The sequence below is a fragment of the Roseovarius sp. genome (assembly GCF_965228755.1).
In the GTDB taxonomy this organism is placed as follows: domain Bacteria; phylum Pseudomonadota; class Alphaproteobacteria; order Rhodobacterales; family Rhodobacteraceae; genus Roseovarius.
This window is the reverse complement of sequence record NZ_CBDDIG010000009.1, coordinates 50,060-72,633: the sequence shown is the minus strand read 5'-3', so window position 1 is coordinate 72,633 and position 22,574 is coordinate 50,060. Positions and strand designations below refer to the sequence as shown.

Annotated in this window: 22 protein-coding genes; 16 read left to right on the top strand and 6 right to left on the bottom strand. The window is 66.6% G+C overall.

Annotation, left to right across the window (positions count from 1 at the left end):
- Positions 1–18: 18 nt before the first annotated feature.
- The 3 genes from ACO07J_RS16755 to dctP (ACO07J_RS16745) form a co-directional block, all read right to left on the bottom strand.
- Complete coding sequence (locus ACO07J_RS16755; protein WP_422031039.1) at positions 19–1,362, bottom strand: TRAP transporter large permease; 1,344 nt, start codon at positions 1,360–1,362, stop codon at positions 19–21.
- 3 nt (positions 1,363–1,365) lie between these two features.
- Positions 1,366–1,908 carry a TRAP transporter small permease gene (locus ACO07J_RS16750; RefSeq protein WP_422031037.1) on the bottom strand — a complete coding sequence of 181 codons (543 nt, stop codon included), beginning with the start codon at positions 1,906–1,908 and terminating at the stop codon, positions 1,366–1,368.
- Positions 1,909–2,011: 103 nt separating this feature from the next.
- On the bottom strand, positions 2,012–3,088 hold the full coding sequence (dctP, locus tag ACO07J_RS16745) for a TRAP transporter substrate-binding protein DctP (protein ID WP_422031035.1): 1,077 nt from the start codon (positions 3,086–3,088) through the stop codon (positions 2,012–2,014).
- Between the two features lie 111 nt (positions 3,089–3,199).
- Here dctP (ACO07J_RS16745) and ACO07J_RS16740 point away from each other — a divergent pair, with 111 nt between their 5' ends.
- The 5 genes from ACO07J_RS16740 to ACO07J_RS16720 all read left to right on the top strand — a co-directional run bounded on the left by ACO07J_RS16740 (position 3,200) and on the right by ACO07J_RS16720 (position 8,415).
- A complete protein-coding gene (locus ACO07J_RS16740; protein WP_422031033.1) occupies positions 3,200–3,994 on the top strand; it encodes an IclR family transcriptional regulator in 795 nt (264 codons plus the stop codon).
- Between the two features lie 92 nt (positions 3,995–4,086).
- Entirely contained in the window at positions 4,087–5,364 is a 1,278-nt protein-coding gene (locus ACO07J_RS16735) for a 3-isopropylmalate dehydratase large subunit (protein ID WP_422031031.1), read from the top strand.
- Positions 5,361–5,876, top strand: a complete 516-nt coding sequence (locus tag ACO07J_RS16730; protein ID WP_422031029.1) for a hypothetical protein — start codon at positions 5,361–5,363, stop codon at positions 5,874–5,876. Before ACO07J_RS16735 ends, ACO07J_RS16730 begins: the two co-directional genes overlap by 4 nt.
- A gap of 3 nt (positions 5,877–5,879) precedes the next feature.
- Entirely contained in the window at positions 5,880–6,773 is an 894-nt protein-coding gene (locus ACO07J_RS16725) for an isocitrate lyase/PEP mutase family protein (protein ID WP_422031027.1), read from the top strand.
- Between the two features lie 16 nt (positions 6,774–6,789).
- Positions 6,790–8,415, top strand: a complete 1,626-nt coding sequence (locus ACO07J_RS16720) for a hypothetical protein (RefSeq protein ID WP_422031025.1) — start codon at positions 6,790–6,792, stop codon at positions 8,413–8,415.
- A gap of 43 nt (positions 8,416–8,458) precedes the next feature.
- On the opposite strand, the gene ACO07J_RS16715 is transcribed toward ACO07J_RS16720, so the two are convergent.
- A complete protein-coding gene (locus tag ACO07J_RS16715; RefSeq protein ID WP_422031023.1) occupies positions 8,459–9,178 on the bottom strand; it encodes a GntR family transcriptional regulator in 720 nt (239 codons plus the stop codon).
- A gap of 128 nt (positions 9,179–9,306) precedes the next feature.
- Here ACO07J_RS16715 and dctP (ACO07J_RS16710) point away from each other — a divergent pair, with 128 nt between their 5' ends.
- The 7 genes from dctP (ACO07J_RS16710) (at position 9,307) to ACO07J_RS16680 (ending at position 16,457) form a co-directional block, all read left to right on the top strand.
- Positions 9,307–10,332, top strand: coding sequence for a TRAP transporter substrate-binding protein DctP (gene dctP / locus ACO07J_RS16710; protein ID WP_422031021.1), 1,026 nt, complete (start codon positions 9,307–9,309; stop codon positions 10,330–10,332).
- Between the two features lie 70 nt (positions 10,333–10,402).
- Positions 10,403–10,924 carry a TRAP transporter small permease gene (locus tag ACO07J_RS16705; RefSeq protein WP_350132938.1) on the top strand — a complete coding sequence of 174 codons (522 nt, stop codon included), beginning with the start codon at positions 10,403–10,405 and terminating at the stop codon, positions 10,922–10,924.
- On the top strand, positions 10,914–12,230 hold the full coding sequence (locus ACO07J_RS16700; RefSeq protein ID WP_422031019.1) for a TRAP transporter large permease: 1,317 nt from the start codon (positions 10,914–10,916) through the stop codon (positions 12,228–12,230). The genes ACO07J_RS16705 and ACO07J_RS16700 overlap by 11 nt, the downstream gene beginning before the upstream one ends.
- Before the next feature lie 14 nt (positions 12,231–12,244).
- On the top strand, positions 12,245–12,415 hold the full coding sequence (locus ACO07J_RS16695; protein ID WP_422031017.1) for a hypothetical protein: 171 nt from the start codon (positions 12,245–12,247) through the stop codon (positions 12,413–12,415).
- Positions 12,416–12,420: 5 nt separating this feature from the next.
- A complete protein-coding gene (gene araD, locus ACO07J_RS16690; RefSeq protein WP_422031015.1) occupies positions 12,421–14,154 on the top strand; it encodes an L-arabinonate dehydratase in 1,734 nt (577 codons plus the stop codon).
- 10 nt (positions 14,155–14,164) lie between these two features.
- On the top strand, positions 14,165–14,890 hold the full coding sequence (locus ACO07J_RS16685; RefSeq protein WP_422031013.1) for a ribonuclease activity regulator RraA: 726 nt from the start codon (positions 14,165–14,167) through the stop codon (positions 14,888–14,890).
- Between the two features lie 52 nt (positions 14,891–14,942).
- Positions 14,943–16,457, top strand: a complete 1,515-nt coding sequence (locus tag ACO07J_RS16680; protein WP_422031011.1) for an aldehyde dehydrogenase (NADP(+)) — start codon at positions 14,943–14,945, stop codon at positions 16,455–16,457.
- Positions 16,458–16,855: 398 nt separating this feature from the next.
- Here the strand turns inward: ACO07J_RS16680 and ACO07J_RS16675 are convergent, their stop codons facing one another.
- Complete coding sequence (locus tag ACO07J_RS16675) at positions 16,856–17,170, bottom strand: DUF6968 family protein (RefSeq protein ID WP_422031009.1); 315 nt, start codon at positions 17,168–17,170, stop codon at positions 16,856–16,858.
- A gap of 174 nt (positions 17,171–17,344) precedes the next feature.
- Entirely contained in the window at positions 17,345–18,220 is an 876-nt protein-coding gene (locus ACO07J_RS16670) for a shikimate dehydrogenase (protein WP_422031007.1), read from the bottom strand.
- A gap of 154 nt (positions 18,221–18,374) precedes the next feature.
- Here ACO07J_RS16670 and ACO07J_RS16665 point away from each other — a divergent pair, with 154 nt between their 5' ends.
- The 4 genes from ACO07J_RS16665 (at position 18,375) to ACO07J_RS16650 (ending at position 22,546) form a co-directional block, all read left to right on the top strand.
- The gene (locus tag ACO07J_RS16665) at positions 18,375–19,244 is read left to right on the top strand and encodes an HpcH/HpaI aldolase/citrate lyase family protein (RefSeq protein ID WP_422031005.1); all 870 of its coding nucleotides are present in this window, start codon (positions 18,375–18,377) and stop codon (positions 19,242–19,244) included.
- Between the two features lie 134 nt (positions 19,245–19,378).
- Positions 19,379–20,215 (top strand): alpha/beta fold hydrolase, encoded by an 837-nt coding sequence (locus ACO07J_RS16660; RefSeq protein ID WP_422031003.1) that lies wholly within the window; start codon positions 19,379–19,381, stop codon positions 20,213–20,215.
- A gap of 19 nt (positions 20,216–20,234) precedes the next feature.
- Positions 20,235–21,731, top strand: a complete 1,497-nt coding sequence (locus tag ACO07J_RS16655; RefSeq protein WP_422031001.1) for a flavin-containing monooxygenase — start codon at positions 20,235–20,237, stop codon at positions 21,729–21,731.
- 26 nt (positions 21,732–21,757) lie between these two features.
- The gene (locus ACO07J_RS16650; RefSeq protein ID WP_422030999.1) at positions 21,758–22,546 is read left to right on the top strand and encodes an SDR family NAD(P)-dependent oxidoreductase; all 789 of its coding nucleotides are present in this window, start codon (positions 21,758–21,760) and stop codon (positions 22,544–22,546) included.
- The last annotated feature ends 28 nt before the right edge of the window (positions 22,547–22,574 follow it).

Here is a 22,574-nt window from a genome sequence, read left to right as displayed (position 1 = left end):
GCGCCGGCGGGGCCATGGTTACATCAGGATGCCGGGCAGCCAGAGCGATATCGCCGGTATCGCCGCGATCAGCCCCAGCACCACCACCTCGGCGATCAGGAACAGCGAAATCCCCGCGAAGATCGACTCGAGGCGCACCTTCTCGCCCAGGATCGACTTGATCACGAAGACGTTCAGCCCGATGGGTGGCGTCACCAGCCCGATTTCCAGCAGCTTGATGACCAGCACGCCGAACCAGATCAGCGACAGGTCGTAGCCGCTGACGATCGGGATGGTCAGCGGCAGGGTCAGCAGGATGATCCCGATCGGGTCGAGGAACATGCCGAGGACGAGGTAGAACAGCACGATCAGCAGCAGCACCGCGACCATCGACACCTCCGACGCGGCTATCCAGTCGCCGATGGCGCCCGACAGGCCGGTGAGCGCGATGAAGCTGACGTAGATCTTGCCCGCCACGGCGATGGCGAAGATCATCGATGACTGGAACACGCTTTCCCGCAGGGCCGAGACGATGCGCTGGAAGTTCAGCCGGCCGAGCAGAAGGCCCAGCACCAGCGCCGAGATGGCGCCGACGCCGGCGGCCTCGGACGGGGTGAAGAAGCCGGCATAGATGCCGCCGATCACCACCACGAACAGCGCCACGATGGACCAGCAGTTCCCGAGGCTCTGCCAGCGGTCGCGGGCCGAGATGGTCTCCTCGGGGCGCGGCGCGGCGGAGGGTTTGAACTTGGCCCAGAGGAAGATCACCATCAGGTAGGCCAGCAGCGACAGGAGGCCCGGCACGATCGCCGCCATGAACAGCCGCGCGATGGATTGCTCGGCAAAGACGCCGTAGAGGATGAACAGGATCGACGGCGGGATCAGCGAGCCCAGCGTGCCGCCGATGGCGACCGACCCGGTGGCGAGCGGCTTGGAATAGCCGAATTTCAGCATTTCCGGGATCGCGATCCGCCCCATCGCCGCCGCGCAGGCGACCGAGGAGCCGGTGATCGCCGAGAACCCGCCGCAGCCCACGACCGAGGCCATGGCCACGCCGCCCGGCAGCTTCGCCAGCCACAGGCGCGCGGCGCGGTAGACATCGGTGGTGAACCCCGCCTCGTAGGCGAGATGCCCCATCAGCACGAAAAGCGGCACGGTGGCGAGGCTGTAGCTTTTGAGGAAGTCATAGGGCCCGTTCGCAATCAGCGACAGGGTGGGGCGCCAGGCGTATTCCGGCATGAACTCGGCCCCGGGGCGCCACGAGAAGATGATGAACACGCCGACCGAGGCGGAAATGCCGAGCGCCGCCGCGATGGGCACGCGGATGGCCAGAAGCAGGATGGTGATGCCGAGCGCGATCAGGCCGACCATAAGCGGATCCATGGGTCAAACCTCTTCGTTCGGGGTTTCGGGGGCGGTCTCGTCGCGGCCGGTGATGACGGTGTGGATGCCGTCGATCATGCTCAGGACAAGGCGGGCGACGAACAGCAGGATGGCGGCGCCGAACACCGCCTTCATCGGCCATGTGGGGATTTGCAGCACGCCGTCGTAATAGGCACCCTTGGCGATCTCGTTGGGCATCCGCCCGGCCACCATGAGGCCGATCCCACCGAAGAACACCGCCATCGCCAGCGCGCCGAACACCCGCAGCGCCCCCAGCATCCGCGTGCCGAGCCAGTCGGTGGTGACGGTCACGGTGATATGGCCGCGCATCCGCTCGACATAGGCCAGCGGCAGGACGATCACCGCCACGTTCAGCAGGCCCACCATCAGCAGGTCGTCGGGGATCGGCCGGAGAAACAGGAGCTTGCCGAGGATCGAGGCGACGATGATCAGCCCCATCGTCAGCAGGACGATCCCCGCAAGGATCATGGCGAGGGTTTCGAGCAGCGACTGCGCCTTGCGAACATGCGTGCCTACGGAAGTCATGGGGGCGACACCTTGAAGCTGTGCGGAAAGGGAAGGGATTTCAAAAACGCCGGGCACCCGTTCGATCGAGTGCCCGGCGCCATGTGCCGTTTGAGAGCTGGGATCAGTCCCAGGGGTAGCCGTTCTCTTCGACTTCCTTGCGGTACTTCTCGGCCAGCGAGAGCCAGTCCTGCGAGATCGTCTCGCCATCCAGGCCCTTGGCATTCGCCTTCTCGACCCAGTTGACGTTGTCCTTCAGGGCTTCCTCGATCAGCGCCTGGCGCATCTCTTCCGGCGCGTCGATCATCTCGACCTTCTTGCCGTCGATGCCCTCGGCCAGCATGGCCTTGGTCTCGACGCGCGAGTTGGCCATGATCTGTGCCATTTCGAGTGTGAAGTCGCGGCCCAGCTCCTCGACGATTTCCTGGTGCTCGGGCGACAGGCTGTCAAAGGTCTGCTTGTTCATGATGATCCCGAAGCCCAGCGTCTGGCCGAGCGCGGTTTCGGTCATGTAGTCGGCGACCTCGTACTGCTTGTAGCCGTTGACCACGTAGTAATAGGTGGTCGAGCCGTCGACCGAGCCGTTCGACAGCGCCTCGTAGACCTTGGGCTGCGACATCGACACGGTGGCCGCGCCATGGGCCTCGAGCGCCGGCACGTGGGCGCCGGTGGTGCGGATGGTCAGGCCCTCGAGATCCTCGAGGCTGCGCACCGGCTTGTCGCGGGTCAGAAGCTGGGTCGGGCCGGTGGTGTAGTTGCCGAAATACTTGACGTTGAAATCCTCGGCTTCCTTCAGCGCGTCGGGGTGCGTGGTCATCAGCTCGTAGGCGGCCATCATCCCGGCGTATTCGTCGGCGATTTCGCCGGTATCCACGACCTCGTAGACCACCAGCTCGCCCGGCGCATAGACCGGTACGATCGAGCCCATGTCGGCCACGCCGTCGGAAATCGCCTGCGCCGCGCCGGCCGCGCCGACAAGGGCGCCGCCCCAGATGATATCGAGGCCAAGCTCGCCGTCGGTGCGCTTGCGCAGCTCCTCGTCGAGCCAGACGAGGCCGCCCGCCCGGGCGCCGGCATTCGGGCCGAACTCGGCAAAGCGCAGCTCGCGCGTCTGCGCCTCTGCCGCGGTGGTCAGGGCCGCGGACACGAGGCCGGCCGATACGAGTGCGGGGACCACAAGCCCCCTGAGCATGTGTTTCATGGTATTCCTCCCTGTTCAGGCCGATGCCGGCCAGTCGTGCCGAATATCGCACGAGAGGATTGCGTTGTGTCAACAGTCAATTTATATTTCACTAGATGAAAGGGAGATAAAATGGCAAATGACGCGGTAAAGTTGCGAGGCCAGCAGGGCGCCACCCTTCCGCGGGTCCGGTCGATCTCCCGCGCGGTGGCGATTCTCCGGGCCTTTTCGTCGACGCACCCGCACCGGGCGCTCAATGAAATCGTGCGCGAGACCGGGCTGGACGCGGGGACCACCCGGCGGATTCTGGTCACCCTGAGGGACGAGGGGCTGGTCTTCCAGGATCCGGTGAACGGGCTTTACAGCGCGTCGGCCGGCCTGCTTGAACTGGCCCGCGCCGTGCCGGAAACGGTCACGCTTGTCAGCCTCGTGAACGACCGGCTGCTTCAACTTGCCCGCGACACCCAGACGACGATCTACCTGTCCACGGTCGATAACGACGTGGCGATCTGCCAGGCCTGTCACAACGGCGGGCAGGCGATCGAGGTGCGCTGGTGGGCGGTGGGGGAAATCCGCGCGTTCGACCGGGGCACCGGGCCGCGCGTGCTGCTCGCCTACCTGCCCGAATCGGAGCAGGAGCGCATCCTGTCCGGCCCGCTGAAGCTGGAGCCGGGCGAGGAGAAGACCCTGCGCGCCGAGATTGCCCGCGCCCGCAAGAAGGGGTTCATCGTCAAGCATGACGAGATCGTCGAGGGGATATCGGCCATGGCGGTGCCGTTGCTGGATGACAACGGCCAGTTGCTGGGCGCGATCTCCTCGGGCGGGCTGACGCCGAATTACGTGGGCGCCGCGCAGGCGGAGCACCTGGAGAAGATGCAGACGGCCGTATCGGACATGCGCAACGCGGTGCGCGGCCTGGCGGTCTGATCGTTTCACCAGATGAAATCAGAGTTGTTGGTTGACTTGCCGCGCCGGAAGGCTCACCATCGCGCAAACCCAATCCGAAGGGAGGTCGGAGCATGGGCTTCACCATAGCCGAAAAGATTCTCGCCCGGGTCTCGGGCAAAACCGAAGCGCGGGCGGGCGACGAGCTGCTCGCCAAGCCGGATTTCGTCATCGCCTATGATTTCCCGGGCTACACCGACGTGATCTTCCGCCAGATGGAAGAGGAGTTCGGCATCGAGAAGGTCGCCGAACCGGACCGCTACGCGCTGTTCATCGATCACATGGTCCCCACCGCCACCGCGGCGGAAGAGGACCTGCACGAGAACACGCGAAGCTGGGGCAAGAAGAACAACGTACCCGTCTACGAGCGCAAGGGCATCGGCCACCAGGTCGCGGCCGAGCTGGGTTATGCCACGCCCGGCGCCTTCGTGGTGCATTTCGACGGGCATATCTCGCAGCTTGGCACGTTCGGGACGCTCGCCATCGGTGTCCGCCGCCACCTGCTCGAGGCGTTCGTGAAGGAACGGATCAAGTTCCAGGTGCCCGAGACGGTGCGCATCGACATCACCGGCGAGTTGCAGATGGGCGTGACCTCGCGCGACGTGTTCCACCATATCGTGCGTGAACTGGGCCCGCGGGCCTGCCGTGGCATGGTGATGGAGATCGGCGGCCCGGCGATCGAGGCGATGTCGCTGGAGGCGCGGCAGACGATCAACTGCCTGGCCATGTTCACCGGCGCCATCACCGCCATCAACAACCCCGACGAGAAGGCGCTGGCCTACATGCGCGAGCGCCAGAAGCTGGATATCGAGCCGCTCTTCTCGGACCCCGACGCCACCTATCACGCGCGGCACGAGATCGACATCACCAACCTCGAACCCGTCGCCGTGATCCCGCCCAGCCCCGCCAATACCCGCGACCTGAGCGAGGTGGCAGGCACAGAGGTGCAGGTGGGCTATCTCGGTTCCTGCGCCTCCGGCCGGGTCGAGGACCTGGCACTGGCCGCCGACGTGCTGGAAGGCCGCCGGATCAAGGACGGCTTCCAGCTTTACGTGATCCCCACCAGCCAGGAGATCATGGAGGAGGCCGCCCGGCAGGGCATCCTCAACCGCCTGATCAACGCGGGCGCCTTCATCAGCTCGTCCTCCTGCGACTATTGCTTCGGCCGCATGGGCGCGATGCGCGAGGGGCAGAAGGCCGTCTCGACCGGCACGCTCAACGTGCGCGGGCGCATGGGCTCGCCCGACAGCGATATCTACATCGTCAACGCCGCTGCCGTCGCGGCCTCGGCCATCGAGGGCCAGATCGCCGATCCGCGCCCCTACCTGGCCAAGGAAAAGGTGCCGTCATGACGCTGGCCAATCTCCGGGGCCGCGTGGCCTGGATCTTCGAGGACGAGGATTTCGACGTCGACCAGATCGTCGGCGTGAAGAACATCAAGATCAAGGACCCCGACGAGCTGGCCAGGCTGTGCATGGCCGCCGAGGAGCCCGATTTCGCCGAGAAGGTGAAGCCCGGCGACCTGCTGATCGGCAACCACAATTTCGGCTACGGCCACCCGCATTACCCGCCGATGATCGGCATGCGGAAACTGGGGATCGGCGGGGTGATCGGCGAAAGCTTCTCGCCTGGCTACTGGCGCGGCGAGATCGCGATGGGCTTTCCGCAGGTGGTCTGCCCCGGCATCATCGGCGCGGTCAGCCGCTGGGACGAGATCGAGGTCGACTGGGAGGCGGGCGTGCTGCGCAACCTGACGGCCGGTACGGAACTGCCCATCGAACCGCTGAGCGAGAGCGACCGGCAAATGCTCGAGGCCGGCGGGATCGTGGGATACCTGCATGCACGTGAAGGCGAGGAGGCCTGATCCATGATTGAAGATGACGTGAAACGCGATTTCGCGGCAAAGGCCCGCGCGGGCGAGACCCAGTTCGTGGCTGGCTGTTTCGACGCCATGTCGGCCATGCTGGCCGAGAAGGCCGGGGCGCCGGCGGTCATGACCTCGGGCTTCGCGCTTTCGGCCACGAATTTCGGCTTCCCGGATGTCGAGCTTTACACCATGACCGAGAATCTCGGCGTGGTGCGCAACGTGGCCAATGCCGTCAACATCCCGGTCATTGCCGATGCCGATACCGGCTATGGCAACGCCATCAACGTGATGCGCACCGTGCGCGAGTTCGAGCACGCGGGCGTGGCCGCCATGATCTTCGAGGATCAGCTCGCCCCCAAACGCTGCCCCGCCGTGGCGAACCAGGTGGAAATCCTGCCCGCGCATGAGCAGGCGGGCAAGATCCGTGCCGCCGTGTCGGCCCGCAGGAACCCCGACACGCTGATCATCGCCCGCACCGACGCGCCCACCGTCTCGGGCGCCATCGAACGGGCGAAGCTCTATGTCGAGGCCGGCGCCGACCTCGTCCAGCCGATCAGCAAGACCTTCACCGATCTCGACAGCCTCAGGCAACTGCGCGAGGCGGCGGGCGTGCCCCTCTCGCTGCAGATCCTCGGCTGGCTGGAGAAGGACCTCGACGCCGACCAGATCCGCGAAGTTGCGGGGCTGGCGACCTATCCGCTGGTCGGGCTGATGTCCGCCGCGCAGGCGATGCAGGACAATTACGCCAGGCTGATGGCCGACCTGAACACCGGGGCGCTGCCGCATCCGGTCATGAGCATGGGCGATTTCAAAACCTTCATCGGGTTCGAGGAAATCGAGAACCAGCAGGAGAAGTTCCTGCTGATGGATATCCGGGCCAGCGCCGCGGAATGAGTTAAGGAAGACCAGGATGCCAGAAGATTTCACCCGTATCGCCGCCGAACGCCCGCCTCATGCGCTCGGCGCCACGCCGGGCCGCGAGCGGATCGCCGCGCGCCCCAAGGCCGTGCCCAGCTTCGACCGCCCGCCGCTGATCGAGACGCGCCCGCCGCGCTGTCCGCCCTTTGTTGAGGTCACCGACCCCGACCAGTTGCTGCCCTATCTCGAACACGTGGCGCAGCGCCCCTACAACCACGGGCTCAATGCCTGCTGGGATCTGAAACCGGGCGAGCGCGTGCTTCTGCGGGTCGACAACTGGCATTCCGACCTGGTGATCCGGGCCTGCCAGAAGATCCTCGAGAAATACGGGGTGAAGTACGAGATCAAGAAGATCGACCGCGGCCCCGTGCCCCAGTGGATCGGCACGGACGAGGTGGATTACTACCTGTTCCGCACCCGCGAGCTGGCCGAGTGGATGGACTGGTGGGAAGAGGCCGAGAAGGAACAGGCCTATGACAAGATCCTGATGGGCTATGGCGGCCCGGTTCTGGCCGAGCGGCACATCAAGATCCAGCGCATGCCGTTCATCACGCCGGAAATCCTGGCCTCGCCGGCGCATACCATGCCGATCGAGGTGCTGAACGCCATCGACCGCTGGACATGGGACCGCGTGCGCACCTGCAAACGCGCCCGCATCGTCGACCCCGAAGGCACCGATATCGAGTTCACCAACCATGCCGGCTACTGGGACAGCAAGCGCGAGTTCTACGACCCGGAGCTGACCGGGCGGACATGGACCACGAACGAGCATTTCGGCAAGCAATACCTGCCCGGCCACGTCACCGGCCGCCCGTGGATGTTCCTGCCCGGCAAGGAAGACGGCAACGGCGTCATCGCCGGCACCACCAACCACATCGCGCCCTGTGACTGGACCCAGCTGATCGTCGAGAACTCGAAGATCACCCAGATCAACGAGGGCGGCGAATTCGGCGACCGGCTGCGCGAGCTGAAGGAGCAGACCGACCACCTCGAATACCCCGAGTTTCCGGGCAAGGGCTTGCTCTATTGGTGGGAAGCCTCGATCGGGACGAACCCCCACGTCCACCGCCCGCGCAAGGATTTCCCGTCGGGCTTCGTCAACTGTCTTTACGAGCGGGTGCGCTCGGGCGTCATCCACATGGGCTTCGGCACGATCATCTCGTCGATGGCGGAACGCCGCGCGGCGCGGGCCGGGCACCCGGTGGGCCACTGGCACCTGCACCTCTATTTCCCGACCTACACGATGGAGCGGGAAGGCGACAACGAGACCCTGATCGAGAACGGTCGCCTCGGCGCGCTGGACGACCCGGAGATCCGCAAGCTCTGCGCCAAGTACGGCGATGTCGACCTGTGGCTGGACGAAAGCTGGAACCCGGCGGTGCCGGGGCTGAACATGGAAGGCGACTACTGGGATCACTACGGCCGCGACCCGCTGCACTGGGTCAAGACCGAGCTGGAGGTCTGCCGCAACTACCACCCGCTGTTCATGAAGATGACCGGGGCGGACGGCAAGTATTGCCACGGCGCGGGCGCCGAGTGGTGGAAGGGCGGCTGCTGCAACCACTCGGGCGTCACCGGCGGCGGGCTGCCGGGCAATTGCTGCGGCGGGCATGGCTGAGGCCTGATCGCGCCCTGTCCGAGGCAACCGGGCAGGGCGCGCCTCAGAAATACTCCGGATACTTCTCGGTAATTTTCGGCACCTGCGCCAGTGTGCCTGACAGGTGCTCGCGCACCACCGCCTCGACGCCCGGCACGTCGCCCGACTCGATGGCCTTCAGGATCCGGTCATGGCAGGACAGGATCGAGGTCGATTTCCCCGGATCGGGCAGGTTCAGCTTGCGCAGCCGGTCGATATGGCCCGACCGCGCGGTCACGATCTGCCACAGGTTGGCCACGCCCGCGGCCTCGTAAAGCGCGCCGTGATACTCCCGGTCCAGCCGGCCGAATTCGTCGAGGTCGCCCGACTCGAGCGCCGCCCGCTGCAGGCTCAGGCAGGTCCGCGCCCGGCCGATCCGGTCGGCCGCGCTCTCCTGCGCCAGCCGCCGCGTCACCTCCAGCTCGATCGACAGGCGCAGGAACTGCGTCTCCTGCGCATGGGCCACGTCGATCTTCGACACCAGCGTCTTGGACTGCGGATAGATGATCAGCAGCCCTTCCTCCTCCAGCCGCATCATCGCGTCGCGCACCGGCGTCTGGCTGACCCCGTAATAGGTGGCGATTTCCGAGCGGGACAGGAAGGCGCCCGGCGCGAATTCCAGCGCGATGATTCGCTCGCGCAGCGCATCATGGATCTGCGCACTGGCCGAGCCGCGCTTGATCGGCCGGCCGTGCGGGGCAGGGGCGGCGGCAAATTTTCCAGACAGGTCAGGCGTTTCGGTCATCGGGTTCCGCTGGGCCTCTCTTCGGTGTCGGTGGCAACATAAGCTTCGCTTGCCAACAATACACTAATATATTAGTACATCAATCAGCCGCGGGGGGAGGCCCCCGGCGATATTCAGGGAGGACCCGAATGACCTTTTCCAGAACCGCCACGCTGGCCGCGTCCGTTTCGATGCTGGCCGGGCTGGCCCAGGCCGACACGCTCAACATCCAGACCTCGTTCAACGCCGGCGACTTCTCGACCAAGTACATCACCGAGGAATGGCTGCCGAAGATCGAGGAACGCACCGAGGGCCGCATCTCCATCGTGCTGACGCCCAACGGCTCGGTCGTGCCCGCCCGCGACACGCCCGAGGCTGTGGCCGCCGGCGCGCTCGACGGTGATTTCACTTCCGTCAACTACTTCTCCGGCCAGGAACCCGCCTTTGCCCTGCTGGGCGACCTGATCTCGGGCTACGACACGCCCCAGCAGATGATCGGCTTCTGCGAGGAAGGCCCGGGCGAGGAGATGATGCAGAAGGCCGCCGACGCCATAACCGGCGGCGAGGTCAAGGTTGTGGCCTGCGGGCCCTACTCACGCGAGGCGCTCGTCGCCCGCGAACCGATCCGCACCTTCGAAGACCTCGAAGGCAAGAAGATCCGCTCGCCCGAGGGGCTGGCCGCCGCCGTCTTCCAGGCCGCCGGTGCCTCGCCCGTCGCGATACCCTTCTCGGAAGTGTTCGGCGCGCTCGAGAAAGGCATCGTCGATGCCGCCGACGCCTCGGCCTATGTCAACAACGACGCGACCGGCCTGCACGACGTGGCGCCGTACCCGCTCTACCCCGGCATCCACTCCATGCCCGCCATGCAGTTCACCGTGAACCGCGAGGTCTGGGAAGGGCTGGAAGAGCAGGACCAGGAAGCGCTGCGCACCTGGTGGTACGAAGCGATGTACGCCATGGCCGACGAGGTCACCAAGCTCGACAAGGAACTGGCAGAGCGTGACGACGCCACCGACGATATCGAGGTGATCGACTGGGCCCAGGAAGACCGCGACCAGCTGCGCGAAGTGGCCCGCAAGGAATGGGAAGCCTATGCCCAGAAATCCGACCTGGCACAGGAAGCGCTCGACGCGCACATTTCCTACATGACCGAAATCGGTCTCTTCAAAGAGTAATCTCCGCTCTGGCCGGGGCGGCGTCACGCGCGCCGCCCCGCCGCTTTCCAAGGCCAACGGGAGAGACCCCATGAAACGCCTGCTCGCGGGCTATGCCGAGGTGATGGACCGGTTCAGCGTCTTCATCGGCCATGCCTGTTCCACCCTCTTCTTCACCTGCATCGCGGTCTCGGCGCTCGAGGTCGTGCTGCGCTACGGCTTCGACAGCCCGACGGTCTGGTCGACTGAACTGGCGATGACCCTCTGCGCCACCGTCTGGGTGCTGTCGGTGGGCTACGTCACCCAGCGCAACCGCCACATCTCGATCACCATGATGGAGCTGCTGGTCAGCCCGCGGGTCTGGCATTACTTCCGCCTCGCCCAGCTCTGCATCGCCTTCGGCGCGATCCTCGTGCTGGCGATGGCGCTCTGGGGGCCGGCGGTCAAGGTGCTGGGCCGGACCGAACATTCCGGCACCGCCTTCAACTCGCCCCAGCCGACATACCTCAAGGTGCTGATCGTCGTGGGCTGCGGTCTCTACATGGCACAATTGCTGGCCAACATCATCCGTTGGTTCCAGAACACAGAAAAGGACGTGACCGGTGGGCATTGAACTGATCACACTCCTGATCGTCGTCGCCCTTCTTGGGCTGATGGCCGTGGGCGTGCCGCTGGGCATCACCACGCTGACCGTCTCGCTGGTCACGGCGATCCTCTATTTCGGCGAACGCGCCGGCTTCTTCATCGTCGCCGCCAACGTGAGCGAGGTGCTGCACAAGTACGAGCTCATCGCGGTGCCGTTCTTCGTCTTCATGGCCAACGTGCTCGAACGATCCGGCATCGCCAAGTCGCTCTTCGACTCGATGGCCATCGCCGGCGGCCGCTTTCGCGGCTCGGTCGGCGTGCAGACCTGTGTCGTGGCCGTGCTGCTGGCCGCCATGTCCGGCATCATGGGCGGCGAGATCGTCATGCTGGGCCTGATCGCGCTGCCCCAGATGCTGCGGCTGGGCTATGACAAGAAGCTCTCGATCGGCATCATCTGCGCCGCGGGCGCGCTCGCCACGCTCATTCCGCCGTCGGTCGTGCTCATCGTCTACGGGCTGGCGGCACAGGTCTCGATCACCAAGCTCTTCGCGGCCTCCGCCATCCCCGGGATCATGCTGGCCTCACTCTACATCACCTATATCCTGGTGCGCGTGCGGCTCCGCCCAGAGATGGCGCCGATCTACGACATCCCGGAAACCGGCATGCCGTTCTTCCAGCGCCTGAAGTTCCTCAAGGGCATCATCCTGCCCGCCGCGCTGATCTTCACGGTGCTGGGGGTGATCTATTCCGGCATCGCCACGGTGACCGAGGCCGCGGCCATCGGTGCGGTCGGCGCGCTGGTCGTCGCCGGCATCCGCAAGGAGCTCAACTGGACCATGGCGCGCGACGCCATGCGCCAGACGGTGCTGACCGTGGGCTCGATCATCTGGCTGGTGCTGGGCGCGGTCTCGCTGATCGGGATCTACAATCGCATCGGCGGGGGCGACTTCCTGCGCGGCGTGCTGACCGGGCTCGACATGGCGCCGATCATGATCGTGCTGGTAATGATGCTGATCGTCATGGTGCTCGGCACCTTCCTGGAATGGATCGCGATCATCTTCATCACCGTCCCGATCTTCGCGCCGGTGGTGGTCGCGCTGGGCTTCGACCCGGTCTGGTTCGGCGTGCTCTTCGCCATGAACATCCAGATCTACTACCTCTCGCCGCCCTTCGGGCCAGCCTGCTTCTTCCTGAAATCCGTGGCGCCAAAGGGCGTCGAGCTTCAGGATATCTTCGTCGCCGTGCTGCCCTTCATCGCGCTGCAGGCCATCGGCCTCGCCCTCGTGCTCTTCATCCCGGAGATCGCGATGTGGCTGCCCAACATGCTTGACTGAGGAGGACCGTCCCCATGTCACAGGACGACGACCACGATCTCACCCGCCAGGACGAAGACATCGACGCGGCCCATTTCGCGGCCGAGGAGATGCGCGACGCCCACCATTTCGGCAACTGGCCCGACCTCGTCGGGCTGGCCGTCGCGGCCGCCGTGATCTGGTACAGCTTCAGCTTCACAGGGTGACAGGAATGACCAAGAAAGACCCGCAAACCCTGCGCTCGGCCCGCTGGTTCGCCCCCGACGACCTGCGCAGCTTCGGCCACCGCTCGCGGATGATGCAGCTCGGCTACAACGAGGAGGATTTCCGCGACCGCCCGGTGATCGGCGTGCTGAACACCTGGTCCGAGCTCAACACCTGCCACTCCCACTTCCGCGAACGGGTGAAGGACGTCAAACGCGGCATCACCCAGGCCGGCGGCTTCGGCGTCGAAATGCCCTCGCTCTCGGTCGACGAAAGCTTCACCAAGCCCAGCTCGATGCTCTACCGCAACATGCTGGCGATGGAGACGGAAGAGACGATCCGCTCGCACCCGCTCGACGGCGTGGTGCTGATGGGCGGCTGCGACAAGACCACGCCGGGGCTGGTGATGGGCGCGATCTCGGCCGGCGTGCCGATGATCTACCTGCCCGCCGGCCCGATGCTGCGCGGCAACTACGCGGGGAAAATCCTCGGCTCCGGCTCGGACGCCTGGAAATACTGGGACGAACGCCGCGCCGGCAACATCTCCGACGAGGAATGGCTGGGCGTGCAGGGCGGCATCGCCCGCTCGGCCGGCACCTGCATGACCATGGGCACCGCCTCGACCATGACCGCCATCGCCGACGCCATGGGCCTCACCCTTCCCGGCGCCTCCTCGATCCCGGCGGTCGACAGCGGCCACCAGCGGATGTCGGCGGCCTGCGGGCGGCGCATCGTCGACATGGTGTGGGAAGACCTCACCCCCGACCGCATCATCACCGACGCGGCCTGCCGCAACGCCGCGATTGTCGCCATGGCCACCGGCTGCTCGACCAACGCGGTCGTCCACCTGATCGCCATGGCCCGGCGTGCCGGCGTCGACATGCAGCTCGAAGACCTCGACGCCCTCGGCCGCACCACGCCGCTCATCGCCAATGTCCGCCCCTCCGGCAAGGACTACCTGATGGAGGATTTCTACTACGCCGGCGGCCTGCGCGCCCTGATGAAACAGATCGAGGAGATGCTGGATACCTCCGCCCTCACCGTCACCGGCAAGTCCATGGGCGAGAATCTCGAAGGCGCCGAGGTCTACAATGACGACGTGATCCGTCCGCTCTCGAACCCGGTCTATCACGAGGGCTCGCTGGCGGTTCTCAAGGGCAATCTCTGCCCCTCCGGCGCGGTCATAAAACCGGCGGCCTGCGACCCGAAATTCTACAACCACCAAGGCCCGGCACTGGTCTTCGACAGCTACCCCGAGATGAAGAAGGCCGTCGATGACGAGAGCCTCGACATCACCCCCGATCACGTCATGGTCCTGCGCAATGCCGGGCCGCAGGGCGGGCCGGGCTTTCCCGAATGGGGCATGCTGCCGATCCCCAAGGCACTGATCAAGCAGGGCCACCGCGACATGCTGCGCATCTCGGATGCCCGCATGTCCGGCACCTCCTACGGCGCCTGCGTCCTGCACGTCTCGCCCGAGGCCCATGTGGGCGGCCCGCTGGCACTGCTGAAAACCGGCGACACCGTACGCCTCGACCTCGCCAACCGCCGGCTTGACATGCTGGTCGACGAGGACGAGCTTGACGCCCGCCGCAAGGCCCTCAAGCGCCCCGAACCCAGGTTCGAACGCGGCTACGGCTGGATGTTCCTGCAACACGTCACGCAAGCCGACCAGGGCTGTGACTTCGACTTCCTGCAATCCGATTTCGGCCGCACCGCCGGCGAACCCGACATCTTCTGAAGGATCCCCCATGACTGAACACACGCTCTCCGACGAGACCCGCGCCAAGCTGAAAAAGGTCTCGACCGCCTCGATCGCCACCGCGCTCTTCAAGCGCGGCCTGCGCAACCAGTTCATCCAGGGCGTCACGCCCGTCTCTCCCAAGGACGAGAACATGGTCGGCCCCGCCTTCACCCTGCGCTACATCCCGGCGCGCGAAGACCGCAACCCGATCACTGTCTTCCGCAACGCCGACCACCCCCAGCGCGTCGCGGTCGAAACCTGCCCCGAGGGCCACGTGCTGGTGATGGACGCCCGCAAGGACGCCCGCGCCGCCACCGCCGGCTCGATTCTCGTGACCCGGCTGGCCAAGCGCGGCGCGGCCGGCATCGTCTCCGACGGCGGCTTCCGCGACGCTCACGGCATCGGCCAGCTTGCCATGCCCGCCTATTGCGCCGGCCCCTCGGCCCCCACCAACCTCACCCTGCACGAGGCGCTCGACATCAACGTGCCCATCGCCTGCGGCGATGCGGCGGTCTTCCCCGGCGACGTGCTGGTTGGCGACCGCGACGGCGTCATGGTCATCCCCGCCCACCTCGCCGACGAGATCGCCGAGGAATGCACCGGCATGGAAACCTTCGAGGATTTCGTGCTGGAAGAAGTCGAGGGTGGCGCGCCGATCATCGGGCTCTACCCTTGCACCAGGGACGAGAACCAGAAAAAGTTCGACGCATGGCGCGAACGGACCGGCCGCTGACGGCCCGCGCCCCTGCCAACCAAACCCACGACCAAGCCCGGAAGGACCCCGAATGACATTCAAACCGCACGGCAAGCACCTGATCGCCGGCGAGTGGATCGCCACCGACGACACCTTCACCTCCGAGCCCGCCAGCGGCGAGGCGCACAGCTTCTCGGTGGGCAATCCCCAGCTTGTCGATCAGGCCGCCAGGGCCGGCGAGGAGGCGTTCCTCACCTACGGCTATACCAGCCGCGAGGAGCGGGCCGCCTTCCTCGACACCATCGCCGACGAGATCGAGGCGCGTGGTGACCAGATCACCGAGATCGGCACCTCCGAATCCGGCCTCCCCGAGGCCCGCCTGCAGGGCGAACGCGGCCGCACCACCGGCCAGCTCCGCCTCTTCGCCGAGCATATCCGCAAGGGCGACTACCTCGACCGCCGCCATGACGAGGCGCTGCCCGACCGCGCCCCCATGCCCCGCCCCGACCTGCGGATGATGCAGCGGCCCATCGGCCCGGTCGCCGTCTTCGGCGCCTCGAACTTCCCGCTGGCCTTCTCCACCGCCGGGGGCGACACCGCCGCCGCGCTCGCCGCCGGCTGCCCCGTGGTCGTCAAGGGCCACGGCGCCCATCCCGGCACGGGCGAGATCGTGGCCGAGGCCATCCACGCCGCCATCGGCAAGTGCAACATGCCCAAGGGCACCTTCAGCCTGGTGCAGGGCGGCAACCGGCAGGTCGGCCAGGCCCTCGTGCAACACCCGCTGATCAAGGCGGTGGGCTTCACCGGCTCGCTCGCCGGCGGCCGGGCGCTCTTCGACCTCTGCGCCCAACGCCCCGAACCGATCCCCTTCTTCGGCGAACTGGGCTCGGTCAACCCGATGTTCCTCCTGCCCGAGGCCGTCGCCGCCCGCGGCGCCTCGATCGGCGAGGGCTGGGCCGGCTCCCTCACCATGGGCGCGGGCCAGTTCTGCACCAACCCCGGCATCGCCATCCTGCTCGACGGGCCGGAAGCCGACGCCTTCACCAATGCCGCCAAGGACGCGCTGGCCGGTACCGGCCCGCAGGTCATGCTGACCGACGGCATCGCCAAGGCCTATCGCGACGGGCGCGACCGCGTCGCCGCCTCCAAGGGCGTGCAGGAGGTGCTCACCTCCACCTGCGACCAGCGCAACGCCACGCCCTACCTCTACGAGACCGACGGCACCACGTGGCTCGAGAACGAGGAGCTGGGCGAAGAGGTCTTCGGCCCGCTCGGCCTGGTCGTCCGCGTCGCCGACATGGACCAGATGAAGCAGGTGGCCAGCAGCCTGCGCGGCCAGCTCACCTGCACGCTGCACATGGATGACGGCGACGCCGGCGCGGCGCGCGAACTGCTGCCGATCCTCGAACGCAAGGCCGGCCGGCTTCTGGCCAACGGCTTCCCCACCGGGGTCGAGGTGTCCGACAGCATGGTGCATGGCGGCCCTTACCCGGCCTCCACCAATTTCGGCGCCACATCCGTCGGCACCCTCTCGATCCGCCGCTTCCTGCGGCCGGTCTGCTACCAGAACCTGCCGGAAGCGGTGCTCCCCGCCGACATCGCGTAGGCAAGACCAGAACGGGCAGTAAAGACGCCGGGGGCCACGCGCACCCGGCGTTTTCCATTTCGTGGTGCAAATGAGCGCCAAGGGCTCGGATCGCGATGGCCGGTTTGAGTCCGAAGCTGACCTGTCAATGAAGCGCCTGCGCGGAACAAAGGGCTTCAGCCCGCCGCGCATCGACGGGCCGCCCCGACGGCACGGCGATTTGGCAACTGGAGTACCACGCTCCCATGTTGGATGTGCTTGGCAGGCATAAATTGCCCAGCACCACCGTCGGTTCGCCGCACCACGGCCCGTCGATGCGCGGCTTCGCACCGTCGGGATTCAGTGACCACTCTGTTCGCGCACCTGACCTTATTGCACGGCGCGGCGAAGTGCCGGTTCGAGCCCAGAGTGACGACTTTCTAATAGCTATTCTTAGGTGACAAGTCGCGGAGTAATTCGTCAATCGGGAGACCAAGGTTCGCATCATCGAGCCATTCGACGCGGTGACCTTTCTTGTTGCGTAGGACCAACATTTCCACATGAGCTTTCTTCATCGCGAGCAGCAACGCTTGAATGGCATCGACACCGTAGCCGTGGCTCTCCCTTGGCTTGCCTGGAAGGTTAATGGTGTATCTGCAAAGAAAGTCCGTGCCATCTCGTGCGGGCCGGTAGAAGCGACACTCGACATTTTGCCCGTCAATCTCGAAGACTCTTTCGACAAAAGGTTCTTGCATCGACGCCTCACTAAACCTGCATCAGGATCATCATACAGCGGACGATCCAAACGGCAACTTTGTCCCGCAAAGCCGCCCTCCGGCGCATTATTGAACCTAAAGTCGGTCCCGCAGGGATCTCGGCCACAAGTCGCTCCTCGAAATGCAAACGGCTACCTCAAGCCCCCAACTTTTTCACGCACCCTCCGGCGCCATCGCCTCGAAGGTCCGCCGCATCCGCCCGGCATCCGCCGCCCGCCCAGTGAACAGCTCGAACGCCCGCACCGCCTGGTACACCGCCATGCCCGCCCCGCTCAGAACCCGGCAGCCCCGCTTCCCGGCCGCGCGCAGCAATGCCGTCTCCATCGGGAAATACACGATATCGGCCACCCAGTGCCGCGGCTCGAGCAGGGCAGGGGGGATCGGTGTGCCCGGCAGCTTGGCCATGCCCACCGGCGTCGCGTTGACCACCCCGTCTGCCAGTTGCACCGCCTCCGCCACATCCTCGACCACCTCGGCCACCGCGCCCACGGCCCCGGCCAGTGCCGCTGCCGCCCCCTCCCGCGTGTCCGCGATCATCAGCCGCCGCACGCCAAGATCGGCCAGCGCAAACCCCAGCGCCGCCCCCGCGCCGCCGGCGCCCAGCAACAGCACCCGGCCCATCGCCGCGCCCCGCAATCCCTGCCGCACACTCTCGGAAAACCCCCAGTAATCCGTGTTGTGCCCGAACCGCCCGCCATCCCGGAACACCACCGTATTGACCGCCCCGATCCGCGCCGCCGCCTCCGACACGCCGTCGAGATGTGCCATCACCGCCTGCTTGTAGGGATAGGTCACGTTCAGCCCGGCAAACCCCTTCGCCTCGGCCCGCGCCAGAATGTCGGCAAGGTCATCCGCCACGCCCGCCTCGGTATCCAGCAGCTCGTACCGACAGCGCAATCCCTGCGCCGCCGCCTCCGCCTCGTGCATCGCCGGGGTGCGCGACAACTGGATACCGCGCCCGACCAGCCCCAGCCGGAGCATCGCCGCCGCCACCTCCGCGCCGTCCTCCCGTGATGCCTCACCCTTCATCGGCGCGCGCTCCTCCCTCGCGAACAGTCCCCGCAGGATGTTCCCTGCGGCCCAATTCATCAAGCGCGAAACCTGCCCGAACGGCCACTGTCGCGCCGCGCCCCGACTTGCGTTAAACGAAACATACCCCGCTCCCAGCCCAGGAGACCCCGGCATGTACACACGCGCAAGAACATGGCTGTTCGTCCCCGGCGGCGACGATGCCGCCCTCGACGTCGCCCCCGAAAGCGGCGCCGACGTCCTGATACAGGAGCTGGAGGATTTCACCCCGCCCGACCTCCGCCCGCATGCCCGTTCGCGGGCAGAACGGCTCTACGACACCTGGCGCGCGGCGGGGGTGCTGGCCACCGTCCGCATCAACCCGCTGGCGGGCGACGGGCTGGACGACCTCGCCGCCGTCATGAAGGGCCGGCCCGATGCCGTCCACCTGCCCAAGGTCCGCGACCCGCAGGACATCATCGCGCTCGATGCCGGGATCACCCGGCTCGAAGACACCCTCGGCATCGCCCCCGGCACCACGAAGATCGTCCCCAACCTCGAAACCGCCCGCGGCATCATGCAGACCTACGCCATCGCCACCTGCAGCCCGCGCGTCACCGCGCTCCTGTGCGCGACCGAGGATCTCGCGCTCGACCTCGGCGCCCCCCGCACGCGCGACGGGGGCGAGCTGGCCTATTGCCGCCAGCGCATGCATGTCGAGGCCACCGCCGCCGGCGCCCTGTCGATCGACTGCCCCTACACCTTCTCCGATGCCGATGGCTGCCGGGCCGACACGCTCTATGGCCGGTCGCTGGGCTACCGCGCCAAGGCCGCCATCGCGCCGCACCAGGCCCCCATCGTCACCGAGGTCCTGACGCCCGGCGCGGCGGAAATCGCCCAGGCGCAGGCGGTGATCGCCGCCTTCGAAGCGGCCCGGCAAAAGGGGCGCGACCGCGCCGAGCTCGACGGCCACCTCGTCGAGGTGCCCAGCTACACCTCCGCCCTGCAACTGATCGAACGGGCCCGCGCGCTCGGGGTGATCTGACCCCGGCAGCGCCCGCGCACCGACCCGCGGAGCCCGGCTTGAGACGGCCGGTTGACAAGGGGTATTGCCGCCCTCTACGATAATACTAAGTATACTCATGAATATCCGGCAAGACCCGGGCAGGGAAGGGACCTATGGCATTCACACCCGATGTCGTGGACGGCGAGATCACCCATGACGGGCGCACCATTCGCACCTACGATTCCGCGCCGCACCGGCGGGGCGAGGACACCATCGTCCTCCTGCACGGCACCAGCGGCTCGGCCCAGAGCACCTACTGGGCGCTCTTCCCGATGCTCGCCGACGGCCGCCGCGTCGTGGCCTTCGACTTCGTCGACACCGACGGCGCCACCGCGGACACCTACGCCGCCCAGGCCCGCGCCGTCATCGCCGCCCTTTGCGACGGCCCGGTGCACCTGGCGGGCTGCTCCTTCGGCGCCGTCGTCGCCGCGCATCTCGCCGGCACCACGCCCGGGATCGTCAAATCCCTCACCCTCATCGCCGGCTGGATCAAGACCGACATCCACCAGCACCTGCGCTACGACGTCTGGTTCAAGCTGCACGAGGAGAAAAGCGCCGCCATGCCCGGCTTCATGGTCATGACCGCCTTCAGCCACGCCTTCCTCACCATGCGCCTGCCCGGTGAGGTCGACGCGCTGGTCGACAAGATCGGCGACGGCTCCGACCGCTATGCCAAGATGGTCTTCAATCGCACCGTCGACATCACCGACGCCGTCGCCAACATCACCGCGCCCACCCTCGTCATCGGCTGCAGTCACGACCAGATGGTGCCCATCTACCACTCCAAGCTGCTCTTCGGCGCTATCGAGAACGCCCGCTTCGCCGAGGTGCCCTCGGGCCACGCCGTGGCCCATGAACGCCCCTCGCACCTGCTGATGCTGATTCGCGATTTCATCGACGAGCCCGAGCGCGACGCGCCCGGCACCGTCCACGCCCCCATCCATGCCTGAGCCCACAGCCGAGGTCCCCATGAACATCCAGACCACCACCCCGAAACAGCAGGTCGATGCCGAGGTGCTGATCGTCGGCACCGGCTTCTCCGGCCTCGGCCTCGCCGTCATCCTCGAACGCGAGGGCACACGCGATTACCTCATGCTCGAACGCGGCCAGGACGTCGGCGGCACGTGGCGCGACAACCACTACCCGGGCGCCGGCTGCGATGTCTTCTCGCACCTCTATTCCTATTCCTTCCGCCCCAACCCGCACTGGAGCCGCACCTACTCCAAACAGCCGGAAATCCTGAAATACCTGCAGGACACGGCGGAAGACGAGGGCATCTATCCCAAGGTCCGCTTCGGCACCACCGTCACCCGCGCCGAATGGATCGAGGCCGAAGACCTCTGGCAGGTCGAGACCACCACCGGCACCTACCGCGCCCGCGCGCTCGTCTCGGCCACCGGCCACCTCTCCGACCTCGCCATGCCCGATATCGAGGGGCTGAACAGCTTCACCGGCAAGATGATGCACTCCTCGCAATGGGATCACGACTACGACTACACCGGCAAACGCGTCGGCATCATCGGCACCGGCGCCTCCTCGATCCAGATCGCGCCGGAAATCGCGCCCGACGTCTCCCACCTCACCGTCTTCCAGCGCACGGCGCCCTATATCGTCCCCCGCCGCGACGCCCCCTATTCCGAGGCGCAGAAGGGCATGTTCGCCCGCTTCCCCGAGATGCTTCAGGACTTCCGCAAGGAGCTCTTCTGGGGCAACGAAAGCCGCTTCCCCCAGCGCCTGCAGATCCCCGCCTTCCTCGCCCAGATCGAGGAGATGTCGCGCGGCCATCTCGAAGACCAGGTCGCCGACCCCGCCCTGCGCGAGAAACTGACCCCGCCCTATTCCGTCGGCTGCAAGCGCATCCTGATCTCGAACGACTACTACCCCGCCATCCAGCGCGAGAACGTGACGCTCGAGACCACCGGCATCGCCCGCGTCGACGAAACCGGCGTCGTCCTCACCGACGGCACCCATGTCGCGCTCGATATGCTGATCCTCGCCACCGGGTTCGAGGCCACCGAGTTGCCCATCGCCGAGGTCATCCACGGCAAGACGGGCCGCCTCTCGGACCAGTGGCAGGACGGCGGACAGGCTTTCGCCTGCACCACCGTGCACGGTTACCCGAACTTCTTCATGATGCTCGGCCCCAACACCGGCCTCGGCGCCGGCACGATGATCTACATGGTCGAAACCCAGATCGAATACATCCGCGGCGCGCTCGACTACCTCTTCGAAGGCGACAAGGTCATCGAACCCGACCGCGAGGCCCAGGCCGCCTACGTCAAGTCCATCCACGACCGCGCCGAACGCACGGTCTGGATCGCCGGCGGCTGCCAAAGCTGGTACCTCCACCCCCGCAGCGGCAAGCTCACCGCCATCTGGCCCGACTACATGTCGCAATTCCGCAAGGAAAACGGCACCTTCGCCACCAAGGGCTACATGGTCCGCGACGCGACCGTTCCGGCCTGACGCATATCAACCGAGGGTACCGGATCATGTTCAGCTTCAAGCAAGGCGTCACCGTCATCACCGGCGGCGGCTCTGGCATCGGGCAGGCCACGGCCATCGCCCTGGCCGCTCAAGGCGTGCCCGTCGCCGTGGCCGATATCGACGAAGCCCGCGTCGCCGCCACCGTCTCCCAGGTCACCGGGGCAGGGGGGCAGGCGCTTCCCCTCACCCTCGACGTCACTGACGAGGCCTCCGTCGACGCCGCCTTCACCAAAGCCGAAGACTGGGCCGGCCCGATCACCGGCCTCGTCAGCAGCGCCGGCATCCTCCAGGTCGCGCCAATGGCCGAAATGTCCGGCGACACCTTTTCGAAAGTGCTCGACGTCAACGTGCGCGGCAGCTTCCTCTGCGGCCGCCGCGCCGCCACGGCCATGAGCGCCAGCCGCTACGGCCGCATCGTCAGCCTCTCCTCGGTCTCGGGCTACCGCGCAGGGATCGGCCGGGCCGCCTACGGCACCTCCAAATCCGCCATCATCGGCCTCACCCGGCAATTCGCCCTCGAGTTCGGCCGGGCGGGCGTCACCGCCAACGCGGTCGCCCCGGGCCCCACCGTCACCGCCATGACCGAAGACCTCTACACCGAGGCCACCCGCGCCGCCGTCCTGCCGATGATCCCCACCGGCAAACTCGCGGGCGTCGACGACATCACCCCGGCGATCCTCTTCCTGCTCTCGGAAGACTCCCGCTATATCAACGGCATAACCCTGCCGGTCGATGGCGGCTACCTCGCCTCCGGCATGCTCCAGACCGGCGATCTCGGCGGAGGGAGCGGTTGACAGCCCCCCGCCCGAATGCTCTCGTCGC

What these genes read in the sequence shown, in the direction of transcription:
- ACO07J_RS16755 (WP_422031039.1), bottom strand. Translation starts at nt 1,362, where the DNA reads ATGGATCCGCTTATGGTCGGCCTGATCGCGCTCGGCATCACCATCCTG.
- ACO07J_RS16750 (WP_422031037.1), bottom strand. Translation starts at nt 1,908, where the DNA reads ATGACTTCCGTAGGCACGCATGTTCGCAAGGCGCAGTCGCTGCTCGAA.
- dctP (WP_422031035.1), bottom strand. Translation starts at nt 3,088, where the DNA reads ATGAAACACATGCTCAGGGGGCTTGTGGTCCCCGCACTCGTATCGGCC.
- ACO07J_RS16740 (WP_422031033.1), top strand. Translation starts at nt 3,200, where the DNA reads ATGGCAAATGACGCGGTAAAGTTGCGAGGCCAGCAGGGCGCCACCCTT.
- ACO07J_RS16735 (WP_422031031.1), top strand. Translation starts at nt 4,087, where the DNA reads ATGGGCTTCACCATAGCCGAAAAGATTCTCGCCCGGGTCTCGGGCAAA.
- ACO07J_RS16730 (WP_422031029.1), top strand. Translation starts at nt 5,361, where the DNA reads ATGACGCTGGCCAATCTCCGGGGCCGCGTGGCCTGGATCTTCGAGGAC.
- ACO07J_RS16725 (WP_422031027.1), top strand. Translation starts at nt 5,880, where the DNA reads ATGATTGAAGATGACGTGAAACGCGATTTCGCGGCAAAGGCCCGCGCG.
- ACO07J_RS16720 (WP_422031025.1), top strand. Translation starts at nt 6,790, where the DNA reads ATGCCAGAAGATTTCACCCGTATCGCCGCCGAACGCCCGCCTCATGCG.
- ACO07J_RS16715 (WP_422031023.1), bottom strand. Translation starts at nt 9,178, where the DNA reads ATGACCGAAACGCCTGACCTGTCTGGAAAATTTGCCGCCGCCCCTGCC.
- dctP (WP_422031021.1), top strand. Translation starts at nt 9,307, where the DNA reads ATGACCTTTTCCAGAACCGCCACGCTGGCCGCGTCCGTTTCGATGCTG.
- ACO07J_RS16705 (WP_350132938.1), top strand. Translation starts at nt 10,403, where the DNA reads ATGAAACGCCTGCTCGCGGGCTATGCCGAGGTGATGGACCGGTTCAGC.
- ACO07J_RS16695 (WP_422031017.1), top strand. Translation starts at nt 12,245, where the DNA reads ATGTCACAGGACGACGACCACGATCTCACCCGCCAGGACGAAGACATC.
- araD (WP_422031015.1), top strand. Translation starts at nt 12,421, where the DNA reads ATGACCAAGAAAGACCCGCAAACCCTGCGCTCGGCCCGCTGGTTCGCC.
- ACO07J_RS16685 (WP_422031013.1), top strand. Translation starts at nt 14,165, where the DNA reads ATGACTGAACACACGCTCTCCGACGAGACCCGCGCCAAGCTGAAAAAG.
- ACO07J_RS16680 (WP_422031011.1), top strand. Translation starts at nt 14,943, where the DNA reads ATGACATTCAAACCGCACGGCAAGCACCTGATCGCCGGCGAGTGGATC.
- ACO07J_RS16675 (WP_422031009.1), bottom strand. Translation starts at nt 17,170, where the DNA reads ATGCAAGAACCTTTTGTCGAAAGAGTCTTCGAGATTGACGGGCAAAAT.
- ACO07J_RS16670 (WP_422031007.1), bottom strand. Translation starts at nt 18,220, where the DNA reads ATGAAGGGTGAGGCATCACGGGAGGACGGCGCGGAGGTGGCGGCGGCG.
- ACO07J_RS16665 (WP_422031005.1), top strand. Translation starts at nt 18,375, where the DNA reads ATGTACACACGCGCAAGAACATGGCTGTTCGTCCCCGGCGGCGACGAT.
- ACO07J_RS16660 (WP_422031003.1), top strand. Translation starts at nt 19,379, where the DNA reads ATGGCATTCACACCCGATGTCGTGGACGGCGAGATCACCCATGACGGG.
- ACO07J_RS16655 (WP_422031001.1), top strand. Translation starts at nt 20,235, where the DNA reads ATGAACATCCAGACCACCACCCCGAAACAGCAGGTCGATGCCGAGGTG.
- ACO07J_RS16650 (WP_422030999.1), top strand. Translation starts at nt 21,758, where the DNA reads ATGTTCAGCTTCAAGCAAGGCGTCACCGTCATCACCGGCGGCGGCTCT.